The organism is Nocardia sp. alder85J (assembly GCF_020176955.2).
GTDB lineage: Bacteria > Actinomycetota > Actinomycetes > Mycobacteriales > Mycobacteriaceae > Nocardia.
The window spans coordinates 416,213-439,479 of sequence record NZ_JAIUCZ020000003.1 but is presented as its reverse complement, the minus strand read 5'-3'; the positions used below and the strand labels follow the sequence as shown (position 1 = coordinate 439,479).

The 23,267-nt window shown below is 70.6% G+C and carries 20 protein-coding genes and 1 pseudogene; 10 read left to right on the top strand and 11 right to left on the bottom strand.

Annotation, left to right across the window (positions count from 1 at the left end):
- Positions 1-41: 41 nt before the first annotated feature.
- Together LBW94_RS44205 and LBW94_RS13175 are read left to right on the top strand one after the other, a co-directional pair.
- Positions 42-738, top strand: a pseudogene (locus LBW94_RS44205) (DUF3027 domain-containing protein); the annotation flags it as partial.
- Between the two features lie 844 nt (positions 739-1,582).
- Entirely contained in the window at positions 1,583-4,546 is a 2,964-nt protein-coding gene (locus LBW94_RS13175) for a sacsin N-terminal ATP-binding-like domain-containing protein (protein ID WP_225054215.1), read from the top strand.
- Positions 4,547-4,766: 220 nt separating this feature from the next.
- Here the strand turns inward: LBW94_RS13175 and LBW94_RS13170 are convergent, their stop codons facing one another.
- Positions 4,767-5,378, bottom strand: coding sequence for a TetR/AcrR family transcriptional regulator (locus LBW94_RS13170; RefSeq protein ID WP_225054216.1), 612 nt, complete (start codon positions 5,376-5,378; stop codon positions 4,767-4,769).
- A 152-nt stretch (positions 5,379-5,530) separates the two neighbouring features.
- The gene (locus LBW94_RS13165) at positions 5,531-5,764 is read right to left on the bottom strand and encodes a DUF2530 domain-containing protein (protein ID WP_225054453.1); all 234 of its coding nucleotides are present in this window, start codon (positions 5,762-5,764) and stop codon (positions 5,531-5,533) included.
- A gap of 67 nt (positions 5,765-5,831) precedes the next feature.
- On the opposite strand from LBW94_RS13165, the gene LBW94_RS13160 reads away from it, so the two are divergent.
- Positions 5,832-6,269 (top strand): MarR family winged helix-turn-helix transcriptional regulator, encoded by a 438-nt coding sequence (locus tag LBW94_RS13160; protein WP_225054218.1) that lies wholly within the window; start codon positions 5,832-5,834, stop codon positions 6,267-6,269.
- A 1-nt stretch (position 6,270) separates the two neighbouring features.
- Here LBW94_RS13160 and LBW94_RS13155 read toward each other — a convergent pair whose 3' ends face one another.
- The 6 genes from LBW94_RS13155 to pdxH all read right to left on the bottom strand — a co-directional run bounded on the left by LBW94_RS13155 (position 6,271) and on the right by pdxH (position 13,101).
- Entirely contained in the window at positions 6,271-6,669 is a 399-nt protein-coding gene (locus LBW94_RS13155) for a YccF domain-containing protein (protein ID WP_225054220.1), read from the bottom strand.
- A 49-nt stretch (positions 6,670-6,718) separates the two neighbouring features.
- Positions 6,719-7,930, bottom strand: a complete 1,212-nt coding sequence (locus LBW94_RS13150) for a GNAT family N-acetyltransferase (protein ID WP_225054221.1) — start codon at positions 7,928-7,930, stop codon at positions 6,719-6,721.
- A 176-nt stretch (positions 7,931-8,106) separates the two neighbouring features.
- Positions 8,107-9,432, bottom strand: coding sequence for an AI-2E family transporter (locus tag LBW94_RS13145; protein WP_225054223.1), 1,326 nt, complete (start codon positions 9,430-9,432; stop codon positions 8,107-8,109).
- A gap of 131 nt (positions 9,433-9,563) precedes the next feature.
- Complete coding sequence (locus LBW94_RS13140) at positions 9,564-10,874, bottom strand: citrate synthase (RefSeq protein ID WP_225054224.1); 1,311 nt, start codon at positions 10,872-10,874, stop codon at positions 9,564-9,566.
- Between the two features lie 189 nt (positions 10,875-11,063).
- Positions 11,064-12,347: an MFS transporter gene (locus tag LBW94_RS13135; protein WP_225054226.1), complete on the bottom strand. Its 1,284-nt coding sequence runs from the start codon at positions 12,345-12,347 to the stop codon at positions 11,064-11,066.
- 88 nt (positions 12,348-12,435) lie between these two features.
- Entirely contained in the window at positions 12,436-13,101 is a 666-nt protein-coding gene (gene pdxH / locus LBW94_RS13130; protein WP_225054228.1) for a pyridoxamine 5'-phosphate oxidase, read from the bottom strand.
- A 165-nt stretch (positions 13,102-13,266) separates the two neighbouring features.
- Here pdxH and LBW94_RS13125 point away from each other — a divergent pair, with 165 nt between their 5' ends.
- The 3 genes from LBW94_RS13125 (at position 13,267) to LBW94_RS13115 (ending at position 17,268) form a co-directional block, all read left to right on the top strand.
- A complete protein-coding gene (locus LBW94_RS13125; RefSeq protein WP_225054229.1) occupies positions 13,267-14,412 on the top strand; it encodes a citrate synthase 2 in 1,146 nt (381 codons plus the stop codon).
- 47 nt (positions 14,413-14,459) lie between these two features.
- Positions 14,460-15,362: a polysaccharide deacetylase family protein gene (locus tag LBW94_RS13120; protein WP_225054231.1), complete on the top strand. Its 903-nt coding sequence runs from the start codon at positions 14,460-14,462 to the stop codon at positions 15,360-15,362.
- A 190-nt stretch (positions 15,363-15,552) separates the two neighbouring features.
- Positions 15,553-17,268 carry a hypothetical protein gene (locus LBW94_RS13115; protein ID WP_225054232.1) on the top strand — a complete coding sequence of 572 codons (1,716 nt, stop codon included), beginning with the start codon at positions 15,553-15,555 and terminating at the stop codon, positions 17,266-17,268.
- Here the strand turns inward: LBW94_RS13115 and LBW94_RS13110 are convergent.
- Positions 17,210-17,785, bottom strand: a complete 576-nt coding sequence (locus tag LBW94_RS13110) for a hypothetical protein (protein ID WP_225054233.1) — start codon at positions 17,783-17,785, stop codon at positions 17,210-17,212. The genes LBW94_RS13115 and LBW94_RS13110 overlap by 59 nt on opposite strands.
- 139 nt (positions 17,786-17,924) lie before the next feature.
- Here LBW94_RS13110 and serC point away from each other — a divergent pair, with 139 nt between their 5' ends.
- From serC to LBW94_RS13095, 3 genes are all read left to right on the top strand, one after another.
- Positions 17,925-19,052 (top strand): phosphoserine transaminase, encoded by a 1,128-nt coding sequence (gene serC, locus LBW94_RS13105; RefSeq protein WP_225054235.1) that lies wholly within the window; start codon positions 17,925-17,927, stop codon positions 19,050-19,052.
- A 376-nt stretch (positions 19,053-19,428) separates the two neighbouring features.
- Positions 19,429-20,628, top strand: coding sequence for a septation protein SepH (gene sepH, locus LBW94_RS13100; protein WP_225054236.1), 1,200 nt, complete (start codon positions 19,429-19,431; stop codon positions 20,626-20,628).
- 228 nt (positions 20,629-20,856) lie between these two features.
- Positions 20,857-21,585 (top strand): DUF6928 family protein, encoded by a 729-nt coding sequence (locus LBW94_RS13095; protein WP_225054238.1) that lies wholly within the window; start codon positions 20,857-20,859, stop codon positions 21,583-21,585.
- Between the two features lie 60 nt (positions 21,586-21,645).
- Here the strand turns inward: LBW94_RS13095 and LBW94_RS13090 are convergent, their stop codons facing one another.
- A complete protein-coding gene (locus LBW94_RS13090) occupies positions 21,646-21,954 on the bottom strand; it encodes a DUF2537 domain-containing protein (protein ID WP_225054454.1) in 309 nt (102 codons plus the stop codon).
- Positions 21,954-22,757, bottom strand: coding sequence for a TrmH family RNA methyltransferase (locus tag LBW94_RS13085; RefSeq protein WP_225054240.1), 804 nt, complete (start codon positions 22,755-22,757; stop codon positions 21,954-21,956). Before LBW94_RS13085 ends, LBW94_RS13090 begins: the two co-directional genes overlap by 1 nt.
- 102 nt (positions 22,758-22,859) lie before the next feature.
- Between LBW94_RS13085 and LBW94_RS13080 the strand changes: the two genes are divergently transcribed.
- Complete coding sequence (locus LBW94_RS13080) at positions 22,860-23,222, top strand: FKBP-type peptidyl-prolyl cis-trans isomerase (RefSeq protein ID WP_225054241.1); 363 nt, start codon at positions 22,860-22,862, stop codon at positions 23,220-23,222.
- Positions 23,223-23,267 lie beyond the last annotated feature (45 nt).

Here is a 23,267-nt window from a genome sequence, read left to right as displayed (position 1 = left end):
AAATGTAGGGCGTGAGCGCTGTTCCTGTTTCGGAGTCCGGTGTGCGACCGATCCTGGCGGAGGCGGTCGAACTGGCCCGTCGTGCGCTCCTGGAGTTGCAGCCGACGGGCGTGGGCGAGCATCTGGGGGTGACCGGCGAGGACGAGTGCGCCGCCACGCACCACTTCGCGGCCACGCTGCCCGGTTACGGCGGCTGGCAGTGGGCGGTGGTGGTCGCCGCGCCGCCGGAGGCCGACCGTGCCACCGTCAGCGAGTCGGCCCTGCTGCCCGGCCCGGATGCCCTGGTGGCCCCCGATTTCGTGCCCTGGGACCAGCGGGTCCGGCCCGGTGACCTGTCGCCCGGCGACCTGCTCGCCACCGGCCCCGACGACCCCCGCCTGGTGCCCGGCTACCTGCTCGGCGGCGATCCGGTCACCGACGAGGTCGCCGAGGAGATCGGCCTGGGCCGCCCCCGGGTGCTCAGCCTGGAGGGCCGCGAGGAGGCGGCCGGCCGCTGGTATTCCGAGTTCGGCCCCGACACCGACATGGCCCGTAGCGCCCCGTCGAACTGCGGCCTGTGCGGTTTCTACGTGCCGCTGGCCGGCGCCCTGCGCGCGGCCTTCGGCGTCTGCGCCAACGCCATGGGCGCCGACGGCCACGTCGTGCACAACGAATACGGTTGCGGCGCACATTCGGATATCGAACTCCCCACCGGCCAGGGTTCACCGCTGTACGAGGCGTACGACGACGCCGCCGTGGACCTGATCCCCACCGCCGAACTCCGGCCCCCGGCCGAGCCGGCCGTGGACACCCCGGAATCCGCGGCGCCGCACGGCGATGCCTCCGGCGAACCGGCCCGGGCGACCACTTCGTCCGCCGCCTCCTCGAACGGCCACCCCGCCCGGGCCGCTGCCGAGGTGGACTCGGCCGCCGCGCCGACCGATACGGACACCGATCCGGCCGCCGAGCCGGGTGCGGTGACCATCGATCCCGAGAGCGGCCCCGGCGCCGCCGGGTCGGCGCCCGCCGTCGGGGTGGCCGCGGAGTCCCCCGACGGCCTGTTCGGCGCCACCCCGGAATCGGCTGTTCGAGCCGATGCGACCGCAGTGCCGGACGAGCCGTTACGGCCCTCGCCCGAGAACGACGGTCTTGCCGCGCCCGCCACCGATGCTCCGGTGCCGGCGAATCAGGGGGCGGACGGCGACGCAGTTGCTGCTGCCGCGCCGTCGAGCGAGCCAGTCGCACCGAGCGCCACGGCCGCCGAGGCCGTCGTGTCGGTGGGTGAGGTCGAGATTTCGCACGAGACCGATTCCGGTGGCCGGGTCGACGGGCCGGAGGAGGCCGTCACCGGGGAGTCTCCCGTCGCGGCCGGGGCTGCGGATGCCGGAGTAGCCGAGCCGGACTCGGCAGTAGCCGAGCCGGACTCAGGAGCGGCCGATGTGGTCGAGGCTGGAGCGGATGCCGCCGCCGGTACCGAATCGGCCGGGGCGGTGCCCGGTGCGCAGGGCGACGCGGGGCAGTACGACGAGGCCTGGGCCGTGTCCGCGGTTCGGGTCCGGCCTGGTGAATCCGGAGCGGCGGGGTCGAACTGAGCAACACGGTAGTGGATACGTCGGATCCGTTCGGGACGGCGGCGCTGCGGGCTGGAGTGCTGGCGGCGTGGCGGGATTCACCGACCCGGCTGCGTGAGGATGCGGCCACCGAGGCCGATCTCGTGCGTGCCGGATATCGCGATCGGCTGCTGACCGAGCTGGCGCAGAACGCCGCCGATGCCGCCGTGCGGGCCGGGGTGCCGGGGCGGTTGGTGGTGGAGCTGCGCGGCGACGCGCTGCATGTCATGAACACCGGTGTGCCGCTGGATGTTTCGGGGGTGCACGCGCTGACCGCGCTGCGCGCCTCGGCGAAGTCCGGGCGGGATTCGGTGGGGGAGTTCGGGGTCGGCTTCACCGCGGTGCTCAGCGCCGGCGACGAGGTCGAGTTCCGTTCCACCACCGGCTCGTTGCGGTTCTCCCGGGCGCGGACCTGGGAGGCGTTGCGCGAGGCCGGGGTCCGGCTGCCCGAACATGGCCCGCGCGGGGGTGGCGATTTCGCGCCGCCCGCGTTGCGGCTGGTCTGGCCCGAACAGGCGGCTCCGGCGGCCGGATTCGACAGCGAGGTCGTGGTGCGGTTGCGCGCGGACGTCGATGCCGGCGCGCTGCTGGCGGCGATGCGGTCCGAGGCGATCGATCTGTTGCTGGAACTGCCCGCGCTGCGGTCGATCCGGGTGGATGAGGACGAGTTCCACAGTGTCGTCGTCGAACTCGGCGGTGGTCTGGAGGAACTGCGGATCGGGCGTGGGCCGGAGCGTGCCGCGGCCGAGGCGCCGGCGGCGGCCGAGGCGGACGACGACACCGGGGCGGAGCCGGATCCGCTCGACGCGCTGCTGGCCGGTCTCGATGCGGAGACCTCGGGTTCGGGGGTGGTCGATCCGTTCGCCGCGGACGACGAGTCCGGTGATCGGGTGTGGTGGCAGTTCCGGACCGGGCACGCCCGCTGGCTGCTGCCGGTGCGCAACGGCCGTCCGGTGGCCGCGCGGCCCGATGTGCTGCGGGCGCCGACCCGGTCGGACGAGGAACTGTCGTTGCCGGCGTTGCTGATCGCCGACATCGCGATGCAGCCGGATCGGCGGCGGCTGCTGCCCGGTGGGCGGGTGGCCCGATTGGCTTCCGGCTATGCCGATTTCGCCCGCGCGCTGCCGCCGCGCGACCGGTTGCTGCTGGTGCCCGCGCCGGGTTTCGCGCGCAGCGAGGTGGACGGGCTGCTGCGCGAGGCGCTGATCGAGGAACTGCGCACCGGGGCCTGGTTGCCGGTGCTGACCGTCGACGACTCCGATGTCGAGGACGGCGGCGAGCCGGTGGTGGTCGAGGGTGTCGCGGCGCCGACGCGGTCCAGCGTGTTCACCGGCGCCAGTGCGGAATTGGCGCAGTTGCTCGCGGATCTGCTGGGGCCGCTGGTGATTCCGGAGTTGTCCGGGCGCGCGGTCGCCGACCGGCTGGCGGTGCTGGATGTGCACCGGATCGGGCTGGCTCGGATCGCGGAGCTGTCGGCGGGGCTGGAACGTCCACTGCAATGGTGGTATTCGCTCTACGACGCGTTGCAGTCGTTCGTCGGCGATCCGCTGGCGGTCGAGGAACTGGGGGCCCTCGCGGTGCCGCTGGCCGACGGCCGCCAGGTCACCGGGCCCCGCACGGTGGTGGTGGACGATCAGTTGCAGGTGCCGATCCCGGTGCACTGGGCCCGGCTGGTGCATCCCGAGGCCGACCACGACCTGCTGATCCGGCTCGGCGCGCGCCGGGCCACCGTCGAGGAACTGCTCACCGATCCCGCGTTGCGGGCCGAACTCGAGGAGCAGCCCGACGATCCGGACACCGTCGACGCGGTGCTGCAACTGGCCGGTCTGGCCGGCGAGGATGTGGCGCTGCCGGAGTGGCTGGGCATGCTCGAATTGCCGGACGACACCGGCGAATTGCTGCCCGCGGAGGATCTGCTGCTGCCGGGCGCGCCGCTGGCGGAGCTGCTGGTCGATGATTCCCCGTTCGGCACCGTCGATGTCGAGCTGGTCGAGCAGTACGGTGCGGCGGCGTTGCGCGCGGTCGGGGTGGGCTGGGGCTTCGCCGTTGTCACCGAGGCGGATCCGACCGGGCCCGATCACGATCTCGACGAGGAGGATCTCTGGTGGGACAGCCTGCCGGAGGATCCGCCGGTGCTCGCGGCCGTGCGCGACCTGGATCTGATCGACGCCGACGCGTGGCCGGATGCGTTGCGGCTGTTGCTGTCCGAGCCGGAGACCCGTCGGTTGCTCGGCGACCGCGACGGGTACACCGTGTGGTGGTTGCGGCGTTACGCGCGTATCGACGATATTCCGCTGGGTATTCATCGTGCGCCGTCGGATACCGCGTATACGGGTCTGCTGCCCGAGTTGAGCGGCTTCGGTGAGACCGATGTGCTGGCGTTGCGTGCGGTGCTGGCCGACCCGGGGACCGTCAGCCAGTATTCCGCTGCCGTTCTGCTGGAGGCGCTTGCCGATCCGACGAGAAATCCTTCGCCGGAGGTGATTTCGCGGGTGCACGGGCAGCTGGCGGAGGCGTTGCCGCGGCTGTTCCTGGAGGCATTGACGTTGCCGGGCTGGGTGCGTGCGTTGTCGGGGGACGTGCTGGAGCCGAGCCGGGCGCTGGTGCTGGATCAGCCCTGGTACGCGGCGGCGGTGCCGGCGGATCGGCTGGTGGTCGGGGAGTTGGCGACCGCGCCCGCGTTGGCGGCGCTGCTGGATCTGCCGCTGGTGTCGCAGGTTGTCACGGCCGAGGTGCTGAGTACCGGGCGTCGTACTACGTGGGCGGATGAACCGCTGGGGGTGTTGTTACGGTTGCAGTGGGGCGGGCCGGCGCCGGAGGGTGAGCTGGTGGTGCACGAGCGGCTGCGGGTGCGGTTGTCGGGCGCTTACGAGGCTGAGGTGGAGGTTCCGTGGTGGCGGATCGGGACCACCACGCATGTGCAGGATTTTCGGCATTCGGCTCGATCCGGCGGTTAGGGGTCTCGGTGTTTTTGGCCTTCGCTTCGCTGCGGCGGGTTCTCGGCCCCTGAGTCTCGATTCTTCCCTCCTCCACTCCTCCGCTTCGCTCCCCCGCTCCGTCGGTCCAGAATCGAGACGGGCCGAGAACATCAACGTTGGGCCTGCTGGGGTGACCGGGGCGGGTGAGGCGGGTCGGGTCGGGTCGGCAGGTCGCCGGAGCGAAGCGGAGGCCGAAAACTCAAGCGTAGGAGGTGATCATTTCGGCTAGCAGATCCAATTGGGTGCGGACGGCGGCGCTGTCGTTGTCGACCAGCCAGCGCAGGACTATGCCGTCGATGACGGAGAGGGTGAAGCGGCTCAGGGTCTGGACGGGGACCCGCCAGTCGGTGCCGGTGGCGTCGCGGGCGTGCTCCAGGACGTCCGCGACCGTGGAATCGTTGAATGTGTACTGTTCACGGGCTATGGCGAGCTTCGCCGGGGTCTGCTCGCCCTCGCGCAACGCATAGGTCGTGGTCTCGTAGGTCAGCAGCTGTCGTTCGGGGGTGGCCTCGATGTTGAGCCACAGGAGTTCGAGACTGGCCCGGACCAGGTTTTGAAGTGAATCTTTTCCACTTCTGACGTCCTGCCAGACCGCCTCGTTGGTCTCGACGGAATCGCGTAATTCCATCGCCAGCGCCTTGACCAGTTCGGTCATGAGCGCATCCTTGTTTTCGAAACAGTAATGCACCACTCCGAGCGAAACACCGGCTGCCTGAGCCACATCGCGCGTGGTTACCCCGGCCACGCCCTTTTTCTCGGCGAGGCCGATGGCGGCCTCGATAAGGTGGGCTCGTCGTTCTTCGACGCTCAATCGGGAGGACACCCAGGCAGTTAAGCGGGAAGGACGCGTTCAGTCAATTCGCGTACCCGAAAAGGGCTCTGGGGGCGGCCAGCGCCCTGACCTGGCAAAATCCGACTCGATCGGTTTTCTCTCGATGCGCGACCCGCTGTGGAGTCTTTCGATCAGAGCCCTTTCTGCGCACCCTTGTCGCCGCGTCGCGCGCCGCGGCGTTGCAGCAGAAAGATGCCGTATGCGAGGAGGCCGGTCACTACCCCCATGAGGCAGATCGGCCGGGCCGATGACCACTGGTCCACACACCACACCACGACCGTGGCGATCACCCACAAGCCGATACCGACGGCCACCACCGGGCGTGGATCGGTCAGTCGTGGCGGTATCTCGGGCACCTTCTGCATCACGGGATCAACGATAGCGGTGGGAACAGGAGGTCAGTATGCGGCGTGTCACGTATCGTTTGCCTCTGTGACAACGTCTTCCGACATCCGTGCGCTGGCCGCAGAACTTTCTCTGGCGGTCGTGCGTTTGACGCGCCACTTGCGTGGCCGTCGCGCGGAAGCCCAGATCTCGCTCACCCAGCTGTCGGCACTGGCCACGCTCAATCGTGACGGCGCCATGACACCGGGTGCGCTCGCGGCCCGGGAGCGTGTGCAGCCGCCGTCGATGACCAGGGTCATCGCCTCGCTCGCGGAATTGAAACTGGTTCAGCGCGAACCGCATCCGACCGACGGCCGGCAGATCATCGTCTCGCTCTCCGAGGCCGGGCGCGCGCTGATCGACGACGAGAACCATGCCCGGGAGGTCTGGCTCACCGGGCAGTTGTCCGGCCTGCCCCCGCAGCAACTGGAGGTGCTGCGGGAGGCGATCGTGATCATGAAACAGTTCGTTTCCGAGGATAAATAGTTCAGCGGGGAAAAGCTCGTTCGCCGGAAACGATTTCGTGCCCCAGCGGCATCAGCGAAACCGGAATCAATTTCAGATTCGCCCAGCCGAACGGAATTCCGATGATCGACGCGAACAACGGGATGCTGGTGACCAGATGCCCGATCGCGAGCCACCAGCCGGCCACGACGAACCAGATGATGTTTCCGATCAGCGACGGCACCCCGGCGCCGGGCCGGGGCACCACCTCACGCCCGAACGGCCACAGCACGTAGCCGGCGATCCGGAACGAGGCGATGCCGAACGGGATGGTGACGATCAGCACACAGCAGATCACACCGGCGAGGAGATACCCCAGCGCCATCCAGAACCCGCAGAGCACCAGCCAGACGACATTGAGCACCAACCGAATCGGCGACATGGGCCCAGCGTAGGCGCGAGGGCTGAAAGCAGGCTGTGAACACCGGCGGTCAGAAGAACCAGCCCAGCGCCGCCTCCCGCTCGCTGCCGAAGGCCGTGTCCAGCGCTCGCAGCAGTGCGGGATCGCCGGTCCGCAGCCGGTTCGCCGCCGCGAACGCCCGTGCCCGGTGTGCGCCGAGATACATCCCGGCGAGCACATCGATGCCGAGTTCGGCATCGGCCGCGCGCTCGGTGGGCGCGCATTCGGCCACCCCCTCGCACACCCGCAGTGCGAAGGCGCCGCCCGCGTCGCGGAACGGATCGTGCACGGCCAGTACGAGATCCAGATCGCCGGCGTACCCGCGGGCGGTGAGCGCGGCGGGGACGTCCATCAGGCGCAACCACAGCGCATCCCGGTGGGCGACGGTGTACACCTGCCGCGGATCGGTCAGCAGATACGGCAGCGGATCGCCGGGCACGACCGAGGCCTCCACCCGGTCGAACAACTCCAGCGCCAGCAGCGCGCGCCACAGTCCGGCATACGCCACGGGGGTCACCGCGCGCAACTCCACCACCTCGACCGCCGACCCGGTGGCCCGCCGGTGGTAGCGGTACAGCGCGTACCCGTCGGCGTGCACGAGTGCGAACAGCCGGGTCCCGCCGCCGCGGCGGTGCACCGGGTCGTCGAACAGCATCGCCCACGAGACCCCGGGGCGCTGCTGGGCACCCGGCGTGACCCGCTGCCAGCGCTGATAGATCTCCGGAATCACCTGCCGCGCAACCGGAATCGGTGTCAGCTCCACCCCGCCGGGGTCGGGCGCGTCGGCCCGGAACTCGGCCTGTGCCCGCTGCACCACGATGTCGTGGGTCACGACGGCCGGGGCATATCCGAACCGGCCGTAGATGCCGCCCTGGCTGGCGGTGAACGCGGTGATCGGCCGTTTCGCCGCTTCGGTGCGACGATGCTGCTCGGTGTAGAGCGCGCGCAGGATGCCACGCCGCCGATGCGTCGGCGCCACCGCGACATTCGCGATGGTCTCCGCGAGCACGCTGCGGCCCTCCGGCACGGTGATGGTCTGCGGCCGGACCGCCGAGTAGCCGACCACCCGTTCGCCGTCGACCGCGACCAGCGCCTGCTCCAGCGGGAAGACCGAGAACTCGTACTGGTTCTCCGGCTCGCTGCTGACCCCGAACCCCGCGTCGGTGATCAACAGGACCGCCTCCGCATCCGCCGCGGTCGCCGGGCGGACGTGGATTCCGTGTTCGTACGCCGTCGAAGTCATGTCTGCACCTTTGCACGGTCCGCGATCACCGTGCATGCCTTTTTCGCGCGGGTCGGCGGGGCGTCCGCCGACGCCGTGGTGAGCGGGCCGGTCCGTCCGGCCGATTCATGACCGCGGCAGCCGGTCACTGCGGGTTCACGGTCGCCCGCCACGGAAAGAGCGACCGCGGCGGGCCCTCATGACGAGGTGTCGTCCCCGTCGGCCGTCCGCTCGTTCCCGTCCCCGGTGCCTGCCCGCTCGTCCCCCTCCCCGGTGCCCTGGCCGCCGGACTCGTTGCCGCCCTTGGATTCGGGGTCGCCGTCGGATCCGGGCGCCCCGGCCACCGGTCCCGCCCCCGCCCGCCCCGGCGGCAGCCGCCACCGGGACCGGTGTTCGTCGCGTTCGATGCGCGGATCCTCGGCCACTTCGTACCTGGTCACGTACTCGCTGAGGAAGGCCTGCACGGTGGCCGTGGCCGGGATCGCCAGCAGCGCGCCCACCGCGCCGAGCAGCGCACCGCCGGCCAGCACCGCCAGCAGCGCGACCGCGGCGTTGACGTCCACCGTCCGCGCGGTGATCCGTGGTTGCAGCAGGTAGTCCTGGAACCACTGGTACAGCACCACGAACCCCAGCACCCACAGCGCGTCGATCGGGTGGATGGTCAGCGCCACCAGGATCGGCAGGATGCCGGCGATATAGGTGCCGACGGTCGGCACGAACGAGGCCACGACGCCGAACCAGACACCCAGCGCCAGCGCGTTCGGCAGTCCGAGGATGGCCAGGAACACCCAGTGCGCCACCGCCGAGATCACCGCCAGCAGGGCCCGCGAATACAGGTAGCCGCCGGTCTTCCCGATGGCCAGGTCCCAGGCGTGCAGTACCGTCGCCTGTCGTTGCGGTGGCAGCAGCGAGCAGATCGTGCGCCGCAGCTTCGGCCCGTCGGCGGTGAGATAGATGCTGAACAGTGCGATGGTCAGGAACTGCACCAGCCCGCCCAGGATGGTGCTGGACAGGCCCCAGACGTTGTTGGCCGCCCGCTCCGCGTAGCCGGACAGGATATTCGAGTCGTGCAGCAGCCGATCCCGTAGCTGATCGGTCGTGAAGTGCTGGTGGAAATGGTGATTCACGAAGTCCACCAGCTCGTTCAGCAGTCGGGGCAGCTCCCGCAGCAGATTGGTCACCGTCTGCACCAGCAGCGTCACCAGCGCCGCGAGAAACCCTGCGACACAACCGAACAGGATGACGAACACGGCCCCGGTCGCCCAGCCGCGTCCGATGCCGCGCGCGGCCAGCATGTCCACGGCGGGTTCCATCGCCAGCGAGACGAAGAACGCCACCAGCATCATGGTGAACAGCCCGAACAGTTTGTGTGCGGCCCAGTCGGTCAGCTGATAGGCGCCCAGCAGGACGAAGGCCAGCAGCAGGGCCCGCGGCAGCCAGCGCGGCATCCGGTCCGAACCCGGGGATTCGGACGAATCGGAACCATCGGCCGGTTCCTCGGATGCGGATGCTCGCTCGGCCACCTCGCCAGTCTGGCCGATCCGCCGCGCCGGGCCCGGGTCGAAACGCCGCTACCGGCCGAGAAGCCGGTCACGCCGGAAACGACCGAGGCCCGCCCCCGTCGAACGGGTGCGGGCCTCGCGGTGAATCGGGTTCAGCGACCGGTGATCTCGTGGTAGTCGCGCTCCGGGTAGCCGGTGTAGATCTGGCGCGGACGGCCGATCTTCAGCGGCTCGGACTGGAGCTCCCGCCAGTGCGCGATCCAGCCGGGCAGCCGGCCCATCGCGAACAGCACCGTGAACATGCGGGTCGGGAAGCCCAGTGCCCGGTAGATGACGCCGGTGTAGAAGTCGACGTTCGGGTACAGCCGGCGCTCGATGAAGTAGTCGTCCGACAGCGCCGCCTCTTCGAGTTCCTTGGCGATGTCGAGCAGCGGATCGCCGCCGAGCTTGCCGAGGATCTGGTCGGCGGTCTTCTTGACGATGGTCGCGCGCGGGTCGTAGTTGCGGTAGACGCGGTGGCCGAAGCCCATCAGCTTCACCCCGTCTTCCTTGTTCTTGACCTTGCGGACGAACTCCTTGACGTTGGCGCCGGAGGCCTTGATGTCGTCGAGCATCTCCAGCACGGCCTGGTTGGCGCCGCCGTGCAGCGGGCCCCACAGCGCGTTGATGCCGCCGGAGACGGAGGTGAAGAGGTTGGCGTCCGAGGAACCGACCAGGCGCACGGTCGAGGTGGAGCAGTTCTGCTCGTGGTCGGCGTGCAGGATCAGCAGCAGGTCCAGCGCCGCGGCCACATCGGGGTCGACCTCGTAGGGCTCGGCCGGGAAGCCGAAGGTCATCCGCAGGAAGTTCTCCACCAGCGACAGCGAGTTGTCGGGGTAGAGGAACGGCTGGCCGACCGACTTCTTGTACGAATAGGCCGCGATGGTCGGCAGCTTGGCCAGCAGGCGGATGGTGGACAGTTCCACTTGCTCGGGATCGCGCGGATCCAGCGAGTCCTGGTAGTACGCCGACAGCGCGTTCACCGCGGAGGAGAGCACCGGCATCGGGTGCGCGTTGCGGGGGAAGCCGTCGAAGAAGCGCTTCAGGTCCTCGTGCAGCAGGGTGTGGCGGCGGATCCGGTCGGTGAAATCGTCCAGCTGCGCCTGGGTCGGCAGCTCACCGTAGATCAGCAGGTAGCTGACCTCGATGAAGTTGCTGCGGCCCGCCAGCTGCTCGATCGGGTACCCGCGGTAGCGCAGGATGCCGGCCTCGCCGTCGATGTAGGTGATCGCGGACTTGGTCGGAGCGGTGTTCGTGAACCCGGGGTCGTAGGTCACGTATCCGGTGCTGGCCAGCAGCTTGCCCAGATCGATTCCGTCGTTGCCCTCGGTGGCCTTGGCGATCGTCATGGCGTATTCGCCGCCAGGGTAGGACAGTACCGGCTTGGCGTCGTCGTCGACGTTGATGATGTTCTCAGCGGGCACGGAAGGATCCCTCTCAGGCTAGAACGGCAGGCATCGGACGCGATCGGCAACCGATGCTTGGCCTCCACGCTAACCCGTGTCTGTTACGGGCGAGCAGCGAGGGTGCGCGTTAACTACTTCGCAGTACGTTTTGCAACTCAGCGAATTCCGACTGGTCGGCCGCTCGCTGGCCGACCCCCGCTGGCGGGTTTACGACACCGTGATGTCAGCCGTCGACCGGCCCACCCGGAACCGGAGGAAGGCCGGGAACACCATGGCCGCCAGGACGACGCCGACCACCACCAGCAGGCCGCCACCCGCCGCCGCGGTAGCTGTACCCAACGCTGCCGCCGCGAAACCGTGGGCAACGTCACCGATACGCGGCCCGCCGGCCACCACGACGATGAACACCCCCTGCAACCGCCCGCGCATCTCGTCGGTGGCGACCTGTTGCAGCATCGAATTGCGCAGCGCCGCGGAGAACATGTCGACCGCGCCGCCGAAGGCCAGGCAGACCAGCGCCGCCCACAGTCCGGCGCGGGCGCCGAAGGTGTGCCCGGTACCGCCGACGGCCAGGCCGAAGCCGACCATCGCCGCACCCCACAGGCCGATGCACACGGTCACCGCGAGTCCCTGCCGCCGCACGTGACCCAGCCAGCCGGAGAACACGCCACCGGCGACGGCCCCGACCGACATGGCGGCGAACAGCAGGCCCAGGGCCACGCCACCGGCGGCCGGATCGCCGAAGGTGTGGTGCGCGATCTCGGGGAACAGTGCGCGCGGCATTCCGAACACCATGGCGATGATGTCGACGGCGAAGGAGGCCAGCAGGATGCGCTGCGAGGCCAGATAGCCGAAACCCTCGATGACGGCGCGCAGCCCGGCCCGCCGCACGGCGCCGGTCGGCGGCACCTCGGGCAGTCGCCACACCGCCCACAGCGTGGCCAGCACCGCGATCGCGTCGAGCAGATACAGCAGCGGCAACCCGGTCAGCGGGATCAGCGCGCCCGCCAGCACCGGGCCCGCGATGGCGCCGAACTGCACCACCGTCATGTTCAGCGAGGTCGCGGCCGGCAGCAGGCCGTCGGGCAGCAGCCGCGGCAGCAGTGCGCTGCGGGTGGGCTGGTTGACCGCGAAGAAGGCCTGCTGGATCGCGAACAGCGCCAGCACCAGCCAGACGTTGTCCACCCCCGCGGCGGCCTGCACCCAGAACAGCAGCGAGGTGACGCCGGTGCCCGCGGTGGTGATCAGCAGCAGCTTCCGCCGGTCCATCACGTCGGCGAGCGCGCCGCCCCACAGTCCGAACACGATCAGCGGCACCAGGCCGAACAACCCGGCGAGCCCGACATATCCCGAACTGCGGGTGATCTCGTAGATCTGCTGCGGTACCGCTACCACGGTCAATTGCGCGCCGATGGTGGTGACGACGCCCGCGGTCCACAGCCTGCGGAACGAGTCGGTGCGGAGCGGGGTGAGGTCGGCGAGCAGTTTCACCGGGCGAAGATTAGCGTGACGAAACAGATCATGACGAGATATTTTCCGTGATTCATCCCATGACTACAACCCTTGTGTGCGGCTGTGCTCAGGGTTGCAGGCGTTCCACCGCGACGGTCGCGCCGCTGTCGTCCAGGCGCATCCGGATCCGGTTGTGTAACCGGCTGCGCCGGCCCTGCCAGAACTCCACCATCTCCGGGCGCAGCAGGTAGCCGCCCCAGCGCGGCGGCACCGGAATGTCGTCCACGTCCTCGAACCGGGCCGCCGCCTCGGACAGCAGCCGGTCCAGTTCGGCGCGGGATCCGATCGGGCGCGACTGCTCCGAGGCCCAGGCGCCGAGCCGGGAATTGCGCGGCCGCGACCGCCAGTACGCGGCCGTCACGTCGTCGTCGGCCGCGTGGACCGGGCCGCGCAGATGGACCTGATGGGCCAGCGCGGGCCAGACGAAGGTCGCCGAGGCGTACGGAATGTCCGCCAGTTGCCGGCCCTTCGCCGAATCGTAATGGGTGTAGAAAATCACACCGGCGGATGAGAGGTCCTTACAGAGCACGGTCCGGGAGACCGGGCGCGGACCGTCGTCGGTGCGGTCGACCGTGGCCAGCACCATCGCGTTCGGCTCGGCGATTCCCGAGGTGGCGGCCTCCGCCAGCCATCGGCGCAGCAGCGGCTCCCAGCCGTCCGTGAGCCAGGATTCCGACATATCCGGCTCGCCGCCGTACTCGGCCCGCATCGCCGCGATATCCAATTCGCGCATGAACCCAGACGTTACTCCCCAGTAACGGGGAGCTATGGTTTGTCTGAGCGGCGTGCGCACCCGCCTTCCGGCGGCCGGTCCCCGTTACCACGGGCGGCGCACCCGCAGGCACGCTGCGGCCGCCTCACAGACGTCGCGGCCAGGAATGCAAGGAGAGTCGGACCCATGACTACCAGTGCTGCGGCTCCTCTCAACTCGGAAATACCCGCCGACTTCGTCGCCGGCCTGGAAGGCGTGGTGGCCTTCACCACCGATATCGCCGAACCCGACAAGAACGGCGGGGCGCTGCGGTACCGCGGCGTCGACATCGAGGATCTGGTCGGCAACCGGGTGACCTTCGGTGACGTGTGGGCCCTGCTGGTCGACGGCGAATTCGGCCGTGGCCTGCCGCCCGCCGAACCGTTCCCGCTGCCGGTGCACACCGGCGACGTCCGGGTCGACGTGCAGGCCGGTCTGGCCATGCTGGCCCCGATCTGGGGTTACCAGCCGCTGCTGGACATCGACGACGACAGCGCCCGGGAGAATCTGGCCCGCGCTTCGGTGATGGCGCTGTCCTATGTGGCGCAGTCCGCCCGCGGCATCTACCAGCCGGCGGTGTCGCAGAAGAAGATCGACGAGTGCACCACCATCACCGAGCGCTTCATGACCCGGTGGAAGGGTGATCCGGACCCGCGGCACACCGAGGCCATCGACGCCTACTGGGTGTCCGCGGCCGAGCACGGCATGAACGCCTCCACCTTCACCGCCCGCGTGATCGCCTCCACCGGCGCCGATGTCGCGGCCTGCCTGTCCGGCGCGATCGGGGCCATGTCCGGCCCGCTGCACGGTGGCGCGCCGGCCCGGGTGCTGCCGATGATCGAGGAGGTCGAGCGCAGCGGCGACGCCCGCGCGCTGGTCAAGGGCATCCTCGACCGCAAGGAGAAGCTGATGGGCTTCGGGCACCGGGTGTACCGGGCCGAGGACCCGCGCGCCCGGGTGCTGCGCGAGACCGCGCGGCGGCTGCGCGCGCCGCGCTTCGAGGTGGCCGCCGCGCTGGAACAGGCCGCGCTGACCGAACTGCGGGAGCGCCGCCCCGATCGGGCCATCGAGACCAACGTGGAGTTCTGGGCCGCGGTGATCCTCGACTTCGCCGAGGTGCCGGCGCACATGATGCCGGCCATGTTCACCTGTGGCCGCACCGCCGGCTGGTGTGCGCACATCCTGGAGCAGAAGCGGCTGGGCAAGCTCGTCCGGCCGGCCGCCATCTATACCGGCCCGGCTCCCCGCAAACCGGACAGTGTCACCGGCTGGGACACCCTCGCCGGGCACTGAGCTGCGCCGATCGACGAATTTCGTTTCCATCACGTAACATCCGTGCCGTGGTGGGTCCAGGATGGTCACGACGACGGTTGCTGGTGTCCGCGGCGGCGGCCGCCGCCGGTGCGGTAGCGGCCGGATGCAGTGGCTCGCACCGCAATTCGACGGCCGCGAGTTCGACCACCGGGTCGTCGGCGCCGACCGGGAGTCCGTCGGCGACGCCGACCGGTGATGCGGTGGCCGCGCAGGTGCCGCCGCCCGCGCGGACCGGCGCCTCGCCGCAGGCGGTCGCCGCGAAGTACGCCGGACGGCAACCCGCGCGGTGGGGGATGGATCTCGACGGCATCACCACCACGATCCCCGCGACCGGTAAGCAGATGGCGCTCACCTTCGACGCCTGCGGCGGGCCCGGCAACAACGAGATCAACGACGATCTGCTCGATTTCCTGCTCGCCCACGAGATTCCGGCGACGCTGTTCCTCAACAAGCGGTGGATCGACGCCGACCCCGGCCGCGCGGCCCGGCTGGCGGCCAACCCGCTGTTCGAACTCGGCAATCACGGCACCCGGCATTGCCCGCTGTCGGTGAACGGCCGGTCCGCCTACGACATCGACGGCACCGCCTCACCGCAGCAAGCGGTCGACGAGGTGTGGGGCAATCACGAGCGGCTCACCCAGCTGACCGGGCAGCCGCCGCGGTTCTTCCGCGCCGGCACCGCCCATTACGACGAACTCGCCGTCGCCATCGTGCACGATCTCGGCGAGCAGCCGGTGGGATTCAGCATCAACGCCGATGCCGGCGCCACCTACACCGCCGCGCAGGTCCGGCAGGCGATGTCCAAGGCAGCCCCGGGCGCCATCTCGATCGCCCACATGCACCGGCCGCAATCCGGTACCGCGCCGGGCATGTCCGCGGCGCTGCCCGCCCTGCTCGCTGCCGGCTACGAATTCGTCAAGCTGCCCTGAGCCGGCCCCGGGCGACATGCGCCCGACACGCCGCGATCCGTCCGGTTCACCGGGAGTTTCCATTGCTGGGAACGGCCGGTCCCACAGGTGACAATTCGGGACGGTCGGCAAGGCGGGACGGTCGTGGGCTCGCCTCTGCGGGCGCCCCTGCCGGTTCGCCGCCACGGCGAGCGAACCAGGGAGATGCGGGATGGCGGATTCGTTGTGGGTGGACGAATCCGGCCTGCGCGCAACGGTATCGGAACTCCAGCGGCTCGCCGACGAGGGTTCGCGGATGCTGGCGGCGCTGCAACAGGTCGTCCAGCAGCAGCAACAGCCCTGGGGCACCGACGAGACCGGTGAACGGTTCGCCGAGAACTACGTCCCGGACGCCCAGCGCGGGATGCAGAGCCTGCGGGAACTGGTTTCCGATCTGCACGGGCTCAGCCGCGACGTCGCCGCCTCCGCCGATGCTTTCGACCAGCAGGACCGGGTCGCCGGGTCGGTGGTCGCCCGCACCACCGGCGACGGTGGTCTCGCGGCCACGCCCCCGGCGACCGCATGGCCCACCGCGACCACCGGCGTCACGGCGAGCCCCGGCTCCGCGACTGCCGGCTCCGCGAGTCCCGAGCCGGCGGAAACCGGCGCTCCGACGGCCGCCACCGCAGCCCGAGTCACCGCACCGGGTACGGACGTGGCCCCGGCCGGTGCCCGGACCGGGAACGAGACGTCGAGCTCCGGGCCGGATGTCGGCACGGCGAATGCGAACCGGACCGGAGCCCGGCCGGATTCGGCACAGCCCGGCGACTCCGGCTCCCCCGATCCGGCGCAGCGGCCGAATGTGACCGCACCGGTATCGGATTCGCCTGCCACGACCGAAACCGGGAGAGCCGGCGGCGATCCGGCTCCGGCCGTCGGCGCGGTGAGCGCCGCCGCGGATCGCCCGGCCGCGGCGCAGTCCGGCCGGACGCCCGATGCGGCCGAATCGCGCTCCGGCACACCGTGGTCCGCGCGCGGACCGAACAGCAGCCCGTGGGCGAAACCGGCCGCTGCGCCACCGCAGCACGGATCGCCGCCGCGGGTGTCCCCACCGCGGCGGACGGACCGGGCGCCCCGGCCCGCCGGTCCGAAGCGGGCCGAGCGGGAGAAGGTCCGGGCCGGCCGCGACGCTCCCGCTGCGCCGGTGGCCGATTCCGAGGCGCTGCGGCTGGTCCGCGAGGCCGCCGCCCGGCACGGGCTGGAACTCGCCGGATTCGACACCTCCGGCATCGGCGTACCGGCGGCCCGGGAACTGGCCGCCGCCCTGGATTCGGTACTGCCACGCTGCCCGGACCTGTTGCGCGGCCTCGACATCGCCGCGCGGCCGGGTGCGCGATGTCGGGCCGAGCGCCGGGACACACTGGGCGCCGAGGCGGCGCTGTGGATCGTGCTGGAGCCGGCAGCGGTGCTGGACACCGCGTTGTTCAGGGAGGTCACCGGGGTCACCGAGGCCGTCACCGCGGTCTGTGCCGCCCGGCCGCTGTACGCCGCGCTGGTCCGCGCGATCGGCGATGCCCTGGCGATCTCGACGGGTGAGCAGGTCCGCCGCCGCGTGCAGCAGGCGCTGATCGCCGAATACCTCCGGGTCAGCGGAGCGCAGGTCGGTGGGGCGCAGGCGGATTCGCTGGGCTCGGTGGTCACCGGCTATCGCCGCTGGCGTGGCGGGCTGGGCGCGGCGTGCTTCGACCGCGGCCTGCTGCGCCCGAGCGCGGCGCTCGGCGAGGGCTTCGCGGAGGTGGAGCTGTGCGGTGACGCGGCGAGTGCGGCGGCGCGGGTGCTGCACCGGCTCGCGCTGTCGCCGACGACGGCCGCGCGACGCCGTCCCGCGCTCACTCCTCCCGGGAGGCCGCCCAGTCCACGGCCACCGACTCGCCGCGGTCCACGGTGAAGAACGCCACCTCCAACCGGCTACCCAGGTCGACCAGTTCGATGGCGGACAGCGGTACCGGTTGTACGACGCGCACCCGCCAGGGGGCCGGTTCGTCCCAGGCGTGCAGCTCCAGGTCCAGGCGCAGCACCGGGTTGTCGCGGCCGGTGTAGTCGGCGGCGACCGGGGTGGCGTTCAGCACGGTGGCGTCGGCGCGGCGGCCGTCGGCGAGGATCTTCGCGATGCTGACCCGGCCGGTCTCGCCGGGGCCGGGCACGTGCAGTACCAGCCGGTCGCGGTCGCCCGGGTCGACGCGGCAGCCGACGACGTCGCCGGGCTGCATCAGTCGCAGGTCGGTCTCCGGGACGCGCTGGCGCACCCGCGTCTCGTACGGCGTCCGCTCCTCGACGCGCACCTGCACCCAGAAGCGGTCTGCGCGGACGCCGAGGATCGTCGCGGTACCGGCCACCCCGCGGCGTAGCAACTCCCGCTGGGCGGTCTCGGACATCGCGGCGTGCCGGCGGGCCAAGGCACTCATGGCGAGCAGAGTAGCCGGAATGTGTCACAGGTCACTCGGGAAGTCCGGTATGCATGATTCCCGAAGGTAGCCGGGCGTATCCGGCCACACCGCCACCCACGCGGGGGCGAGACGCCGGTCACGCTCTAGGCTGGTGGCCATGACCGCTGCGTTCCCGACCATCCCCGACGACTTGAAGCCCGTTGACGGCCGTTTCGGCTGCGGCCCGTCCAAAGTCCGGCCCGAGCAGCTGCGATCCCTCGTGGAGGTCGGCGCCTCGGTCTTCGGCACCAGCCATCGGCAGAAGCCGGTCAAGGACGTGGTGGCGCGGGTGCGCTCCGGTCTGCGCGAACTGTTCTCGCTGCCCGAGGGGTACGAGGTGGTGCTCGGCAACGGCGGCAGCACCGCGTTCTGGGACGCGGCCGCCTTCGGCCTGATCCGGGAGCGTTCGCTGCACCTCACCTACGGCGAGTTCAGCTCGAAGTTCGCCTCGGTGGCCAAGAAGAACCCGTTCGTCGGCGATCCGATCGTGGTCTCCACCGATCCGGGCACCGCGCCGGAGCCGGTCTCCGATCCGAGCGCCGACCTGATCGGCTGGGCGCACAACGAGACCTCCACCGGGGTGGCCGTGCCCGTGCAGCGTCCGGCGGGTTCCGAGCACGCGCTGATCGCCATCGATGCCACCTCGGGCGCCGGCGGCTTGCCGGTCAACGTGGCCGATGCCGATGTCTACTACTTCGCCCCGCAGAAGTGCTTCGCGGCCGACGGCGGCCTGTGGGTGGCGCTGATGAGCCCCGCGGCGCTGGAACGGGTTTCGGAGATCGACGCGTCCGGCCGCTACACGCCCGAATTCCTGTCGCTGCCGATCGCGATCGACAACAGCACCAAGGACCAGACCTACAACACCCCGGCGCTGGCCACCCTGCTGCTGTTCGCCGATCAGATCGAGTGGCTCAACGGCAACGGCGGTCTGGACTGGGCGGTCAAGCGCACGCTCGATTCCTCCTCGCGGCTGTACTCGTGGGCCGAGTCCAGCGAGTTCGCCACCCCGTTCGTCGCCGATCCGGCGCAGCGCTCGCAGGTGGTGGGCACCGTCGACTTCGCCGATTCGGTCGATGCGGCGCAGGTCGCGAAGGTCTTGCGGGCCAACGGCATCGTCGACACCGAGCCCTACCGCAAGCTGGGCCGCAACCAGTTGCGCATCGGCATGTTCCCGGCCATCGATCCCGAGGACGTGTCGCAGCTGACCCGCAGCATCGACTGGGTCGTGCAGAACCTGGCCGGATAGTTGCCGGGGCCGCGGTTTTCGCCGCGGCGGATATGCCGCACGCCGGACGCCCGGCTTCGCGACACGCGAAGCCGGGCGTCGCGCATCGGCGGTAAGTATGTCGATGATGGCCGAATCCCGCCTGGGCGGAGGCCGTTGCGGCGCTCGGTCCGGGTCGCTCCGATCCCGGGAATTCGATTGCGGCACGCCGCTTTTCCGGCCCCGATCCAGCGCCGATCGGCGCTGCCGAGTTCGTCTGGAACTCAGCAGATTAGCCCTATGCGGTTGGGGGGCGGTACATTTTCGGGCAGCGTGTCTTGCCCCACGAATCTCAGAAGTGCACTACTGTTCCAGAACGTGGGCGGTGTCGCGGAGCCGACGCGATAAGGAGGTAACGGTGCGTGAACTTCGAGTGATCGGATTGACGCCCGATTCCACGCACATCGTGTGCATCGATACCGAGACCGGCCAGAAGTATCGGCTCGCCGCTGACGAGAAATTGCGCGCTGCCGCCCGCGGAGACCTTGCCCGATTCGGCCAGATCGAGATCGAAACGGAAGCGACTATGCGTCCTCGCGATATCCAGGCCCGTATCCGTGCCGGTGCCTCCGTGGAGCAGGTGACGGAGGAGTCCGGCATGCCCGCCAGCCGGGTCGAGCGGTTCGCCTACCCGGTGTTGCTGGAGCGGGCGCGGGCCGCGGAACTGGCGCAGCGCGCGCATCCGGTGCGTAAGGACGGACCGGCGGTGGAGACCCTGATCGAGGTGGTCTCCGCGGCGTTCTCCGAGCGCGGCCACAACATCGATATCGCCGAATGGGATGCCTGGAAGGACGAAAGGGGCTACTGGGTAGCCCAATTGCAGTGGCAGGCGGGCCGTTCGGTCATTGCCGCGCATTGGCGCTACCAGCCCGACGCGCACGGCGGTTCGGTGTCGCCACTGGACGATCCGGCCTCTGATCTGGTCGATCCGGATTTCGGCCGGGCGCTGCGTGGCCTGGCCACCATCCTGCCGGAGCCCGCCGTCGAGTCCGGCCCGGCCGAGGTCCCCGCGGCCCCCGCGCCCGCGCCGCGTGGTGAAGGGGCGACCGCCGCCCGCGCCGCGGCCGAGCGCAGCCAGCAGGGTTTCGACGAGTACTACGAGCCGCGAGCCGCGGTCGGCGGCAACACGGTTGCCGTGACCGGTGCCGCGGCCGCGCCGGCCGCGGCCGGTGGCGCCGCCACCTCGAAGAGCGCTCCCGCGGCGCCCCGGCAGGGTGAGCCGGTCGCGCCCCGGCATCCGGAACCGGCCGCCCCGCAGCACGCCGGAACCGCCGCCCCGGCTTCGCAGCCCGCCGCCCCGCAGCAGGTGGAAACCGCTGCGCCGCAGCATGTTTCGCCGCCCCCGGCGGCGCCGTCCGCCCCGGCGGCCACCGCCCCGGCGCAACCGGCCACCCCGCCGGCCCCGGAACCCGCACCGGCTCCGGCGAAGTCCACCCCCGCCGCGGCGAAGGCGGCGCCCGCCAAGGCCGCGCCGAAGGCCCGGTCCAAGCGTGGTGGCAAGGCGCCCATGCCGTCCTGGGAGGACGTGCTGCTCGGAGTGCGCAGCTCCGGGCACTGAACCGGTGTGGTCCGGGCCGTCGCGGCCGGGACGAGCCGGACGAATTCGACACGCGCCGTCCGGGAATGCGAAGCGCCGCGTTTTCGCCGGTTGGGGGAGTAGATTTTTGGTATGCCCCGGTGCTCATCCGGGGGGAATCGGCAGGTCTCGACGGTGGGCCCGGTCCGCTCTCCTGATTTGCTGAAGAGTAGCTCTGCTTACTCGAACGAGCATCGGGAGGTGCCCGAAGTGCCGTCCACAGCTTCGTCCCTCTGGTATGTCGACGACCCCGACCCGGCGGCCGTGCTGCGCCGGAATCCGGAACCCGATCCGGAGGCCGCGTTCGCCCTCGCCAGACAACTCCACCCCGACAGCGACGTGATCCCGGCCGCCTCGGGTTCGTTGCAGGTCTGGGCGGGGCCGGACCAGGGGTCGATCTACATCGGCTGCTTCCCCGGCCTGACCGTGGTGTGCACGACCGCCGCCGCGGTCACCAAGCCGACCCGGTTGTCCGAGTTGCTGATTCGCCCGCTCGCCTCCGAGCACACCTATCTGGTGTCCTACGACATGCCGCGCGGCTGGGGTGCGTTCGCGCACTGGGAACGCGGCGAGTTCCGGCGGTCGTTCAGCGCCACCCGGGTCAGCATCCTCGAGGACGAGGGCTTGCCGCTGGTATGGGAGCGATCGTACTGGGCCGGTGAGCATCCGGTGCCGCTGCGGCCCGGTGAGCGGCCCGATCCGCAGACACTCCCGTTCGACCCGCCGGATTTTGCCGACGAGGCGAATTCCGAATGGCTCGGATTCGGGTATCGGGCAGCGACTTCCGACGGCGCGGTGCGCCCGGCCGAGATTCCGGTCAGCGGCTTCAACCTGTTCCCGAGGGGCCAGGCGCCCGCGGTGGCGGTGCCGGACGACCGCGAATCGGTCACGCACACGCGATGGTTCGGCTGGCTGCGCGGCCGCGACCGGGTGAGCTGAGCCGGTCGCGCACGATCGGGCCGCGCTCGATCACGCCGGTGGCGATCACGCCGGTGGCGATCAGGCCAGGAACGCGGCGATCAGCAATACCAGCCAGCCGAGCACGACACCCGCGGCGACGCCGCCGAGCACCCAGCGCGTGACCACGATGTGGCGCCAGCGCCACACCGTGGGGGTCACGCCGCCGACGGCGATGACGTTCACCACCACCGCCAGCAGCCAGCCCACGTGCGGCACCTCGGCGAGGGCCACCCCGAAGGCGTAGACGGCGACGGCGGCGAGGACGCCCACGAATATCGCGACCGCCAGCCCGGCCGCCCACGGCGTCGGCTCCGGGTAGTACCCGTGGCGAGTCCCGTCCGGCTGAATCACGAGGCGCGCACCCTTTCGTAGAAGGCCATGGCCGCGGCCGTGGCGACGTTCAGCGAGTCGGTGCCCGCCGACATCGGGATACGAGCCCGCACGTCGGCGGCGGCCATGGCGGCCGCGGTCAGTCCCGGACCCTCGGCGCCGAGCAGCAGCGCCACCCGCTCGCCGGACATCGCCGCCGCCAGGGTCGCCGCCGCCGGATCCGGGGTCAGGGCGATGATCCGGAAACCTTTGTCACGCAACAGCTCCAGATTATCGGGCCAGACCGGCAACTGCGCGAACGGGACGCGCAGCACATGCCCCATCGATACCCGCACCGCCCGCCGGTACAGCGGATCGGCGCAGCTGCCGCCGAACAGCACCGCGTCGGCCCCCAGCCCGGCCGCGTTGCGGAAGATCGAGCCGATGTTCTCGTGGTCGTTGACGCCCTCCAGCACCGCGACCGTGCGCGCCGACGCCAGCAGGTCCGCGAGCGCCGGCTCCGGCGGCCGCCGGGCCGCGCCCAGCACCCCGCGATTGAGATGGAAGCCGACCACCTCGGCCATGACCTCGGCCTCGGCCCGGTAGTACGGAATGTCGACCCCGGCCAGGTCCGCGGCCAGTTGCTCGTACCGGCGGCCGACCCCGAACAGCGCGAACGGGGTGAACCGGGAGGTGAGCATCCGTTGCACCACGACCACCCCCTCGGCCAGCACCAGCCCGCGCCCGCCGGGCCGGTCCGGCCGGCGGTCGGCGGCGCTGAGGTCGCGGAAGTCGGCGACCCGGGGGTCGTCCGGGTCATCGATGTCGATCACTACGGCCACGAATCACCATCCTGCACCCCGGGGTGCGTATTGTTGTTCGCGGCCTCCGGGCGGTGGACTACGCACCCCGGAGGTGGCCTACCGTCGACAGAAAGAGGATCCATGACCAAGCCGGAAGTCGAGTTCCCGGACGGCCCCGCGCCCACCACGCTGGTGATCGAGGATCTCCTCACCGGTAGCGGTCCGGAGGCAGTGCCCGGCGGCACGGTCGAGGTGCACTACGTGGGTGTCGAATACGACACCGGCGAGGAATTCGACTCCTCCTGGAACCGTGGCGAATCCATCACCTTCCCGCTGCGCGGCCTGATCCAGGGCTGGCAGGACGGCATTCCCGGGATGAAGGTCGGCGGCCGCCGGCAGCTGACCATCCCGCCGGAGCTGGCCTACGGACCGGCCGGACGCGGTCACCAGCTGTCCGGCAAGACCCTGGTCTTCGTGATCGATCTGCTGAACGTCGTCAACTGAGCTGTTCCCGGCGGCTCTGCCGCTGAGCTGTTCCCGGCGGCTCCG

Bases quoted from the DNA above. Each gene is read 5' to 3' on its own strand.
- LBW94_RS13165 (WP_225054453.1), bottom strand. From the start codon at position 5,764: ATGCAGAAGGTGCCCGAGATACCGCCACGACTGACCGATCCACGCCCG.
- LBW94_RS13155 (WP_225054220.1), bottom strand. From the start codon at position 6,669: ATGTCGCCGATTCGGTTGGTGCTCAATGTCGTCTGGCTGGTGCTCTGC.
- LBW94_RS13150 (WP_225054221.1), bottom strand. From the start codon at position 7,930: ATGACTTCGACGGCGTACGAACACGGAATCCACGTCCGCCCGGCGACC.
- pdxH (WP_225054228.1), bottom strand. From the start codon at position 13,101: ATGCGCGAATTGGATATCGCGGCGATGCGGGCCGAGTACGGCGGCGAG.
- LBW94_RS13125 (WP_225054229.1), top strand. From the start codon at position 13,267: ATGACTACCAGTGCTGCGGCTCCTCTCAACTCGGAAATACCCGCCGAC.
- LBW94_RS13115 (WP_225054232.1), top strand. From the start codon at position 15,553: ATGGCGGATTCGTTGTGGGTGGACGAATCCGGCCTGCGCGCAACGGTA.
- LBW94_RS13110 (WP_225054233.1), bottom strand. From the start codon at position 17,785: ATGAGTGCCTTGGCCCGCCGGCACGCCGCGATGTCCGAGACCGCCCAG.
- serC (WP_225054235.1), top strand. From the start codon at position 17,925: ATGACCGCTGCGTTCCCGACCATCCCCGACGACTTGAAGCCCGTTGAC.
- LBW94_RS13080 (WP_225054241.1), top strand. From the start codon at position 22,860: ATGACCAAGCCGGAAGTCGAGTTCCCGGACGGCCCCGCGCCCACCACG.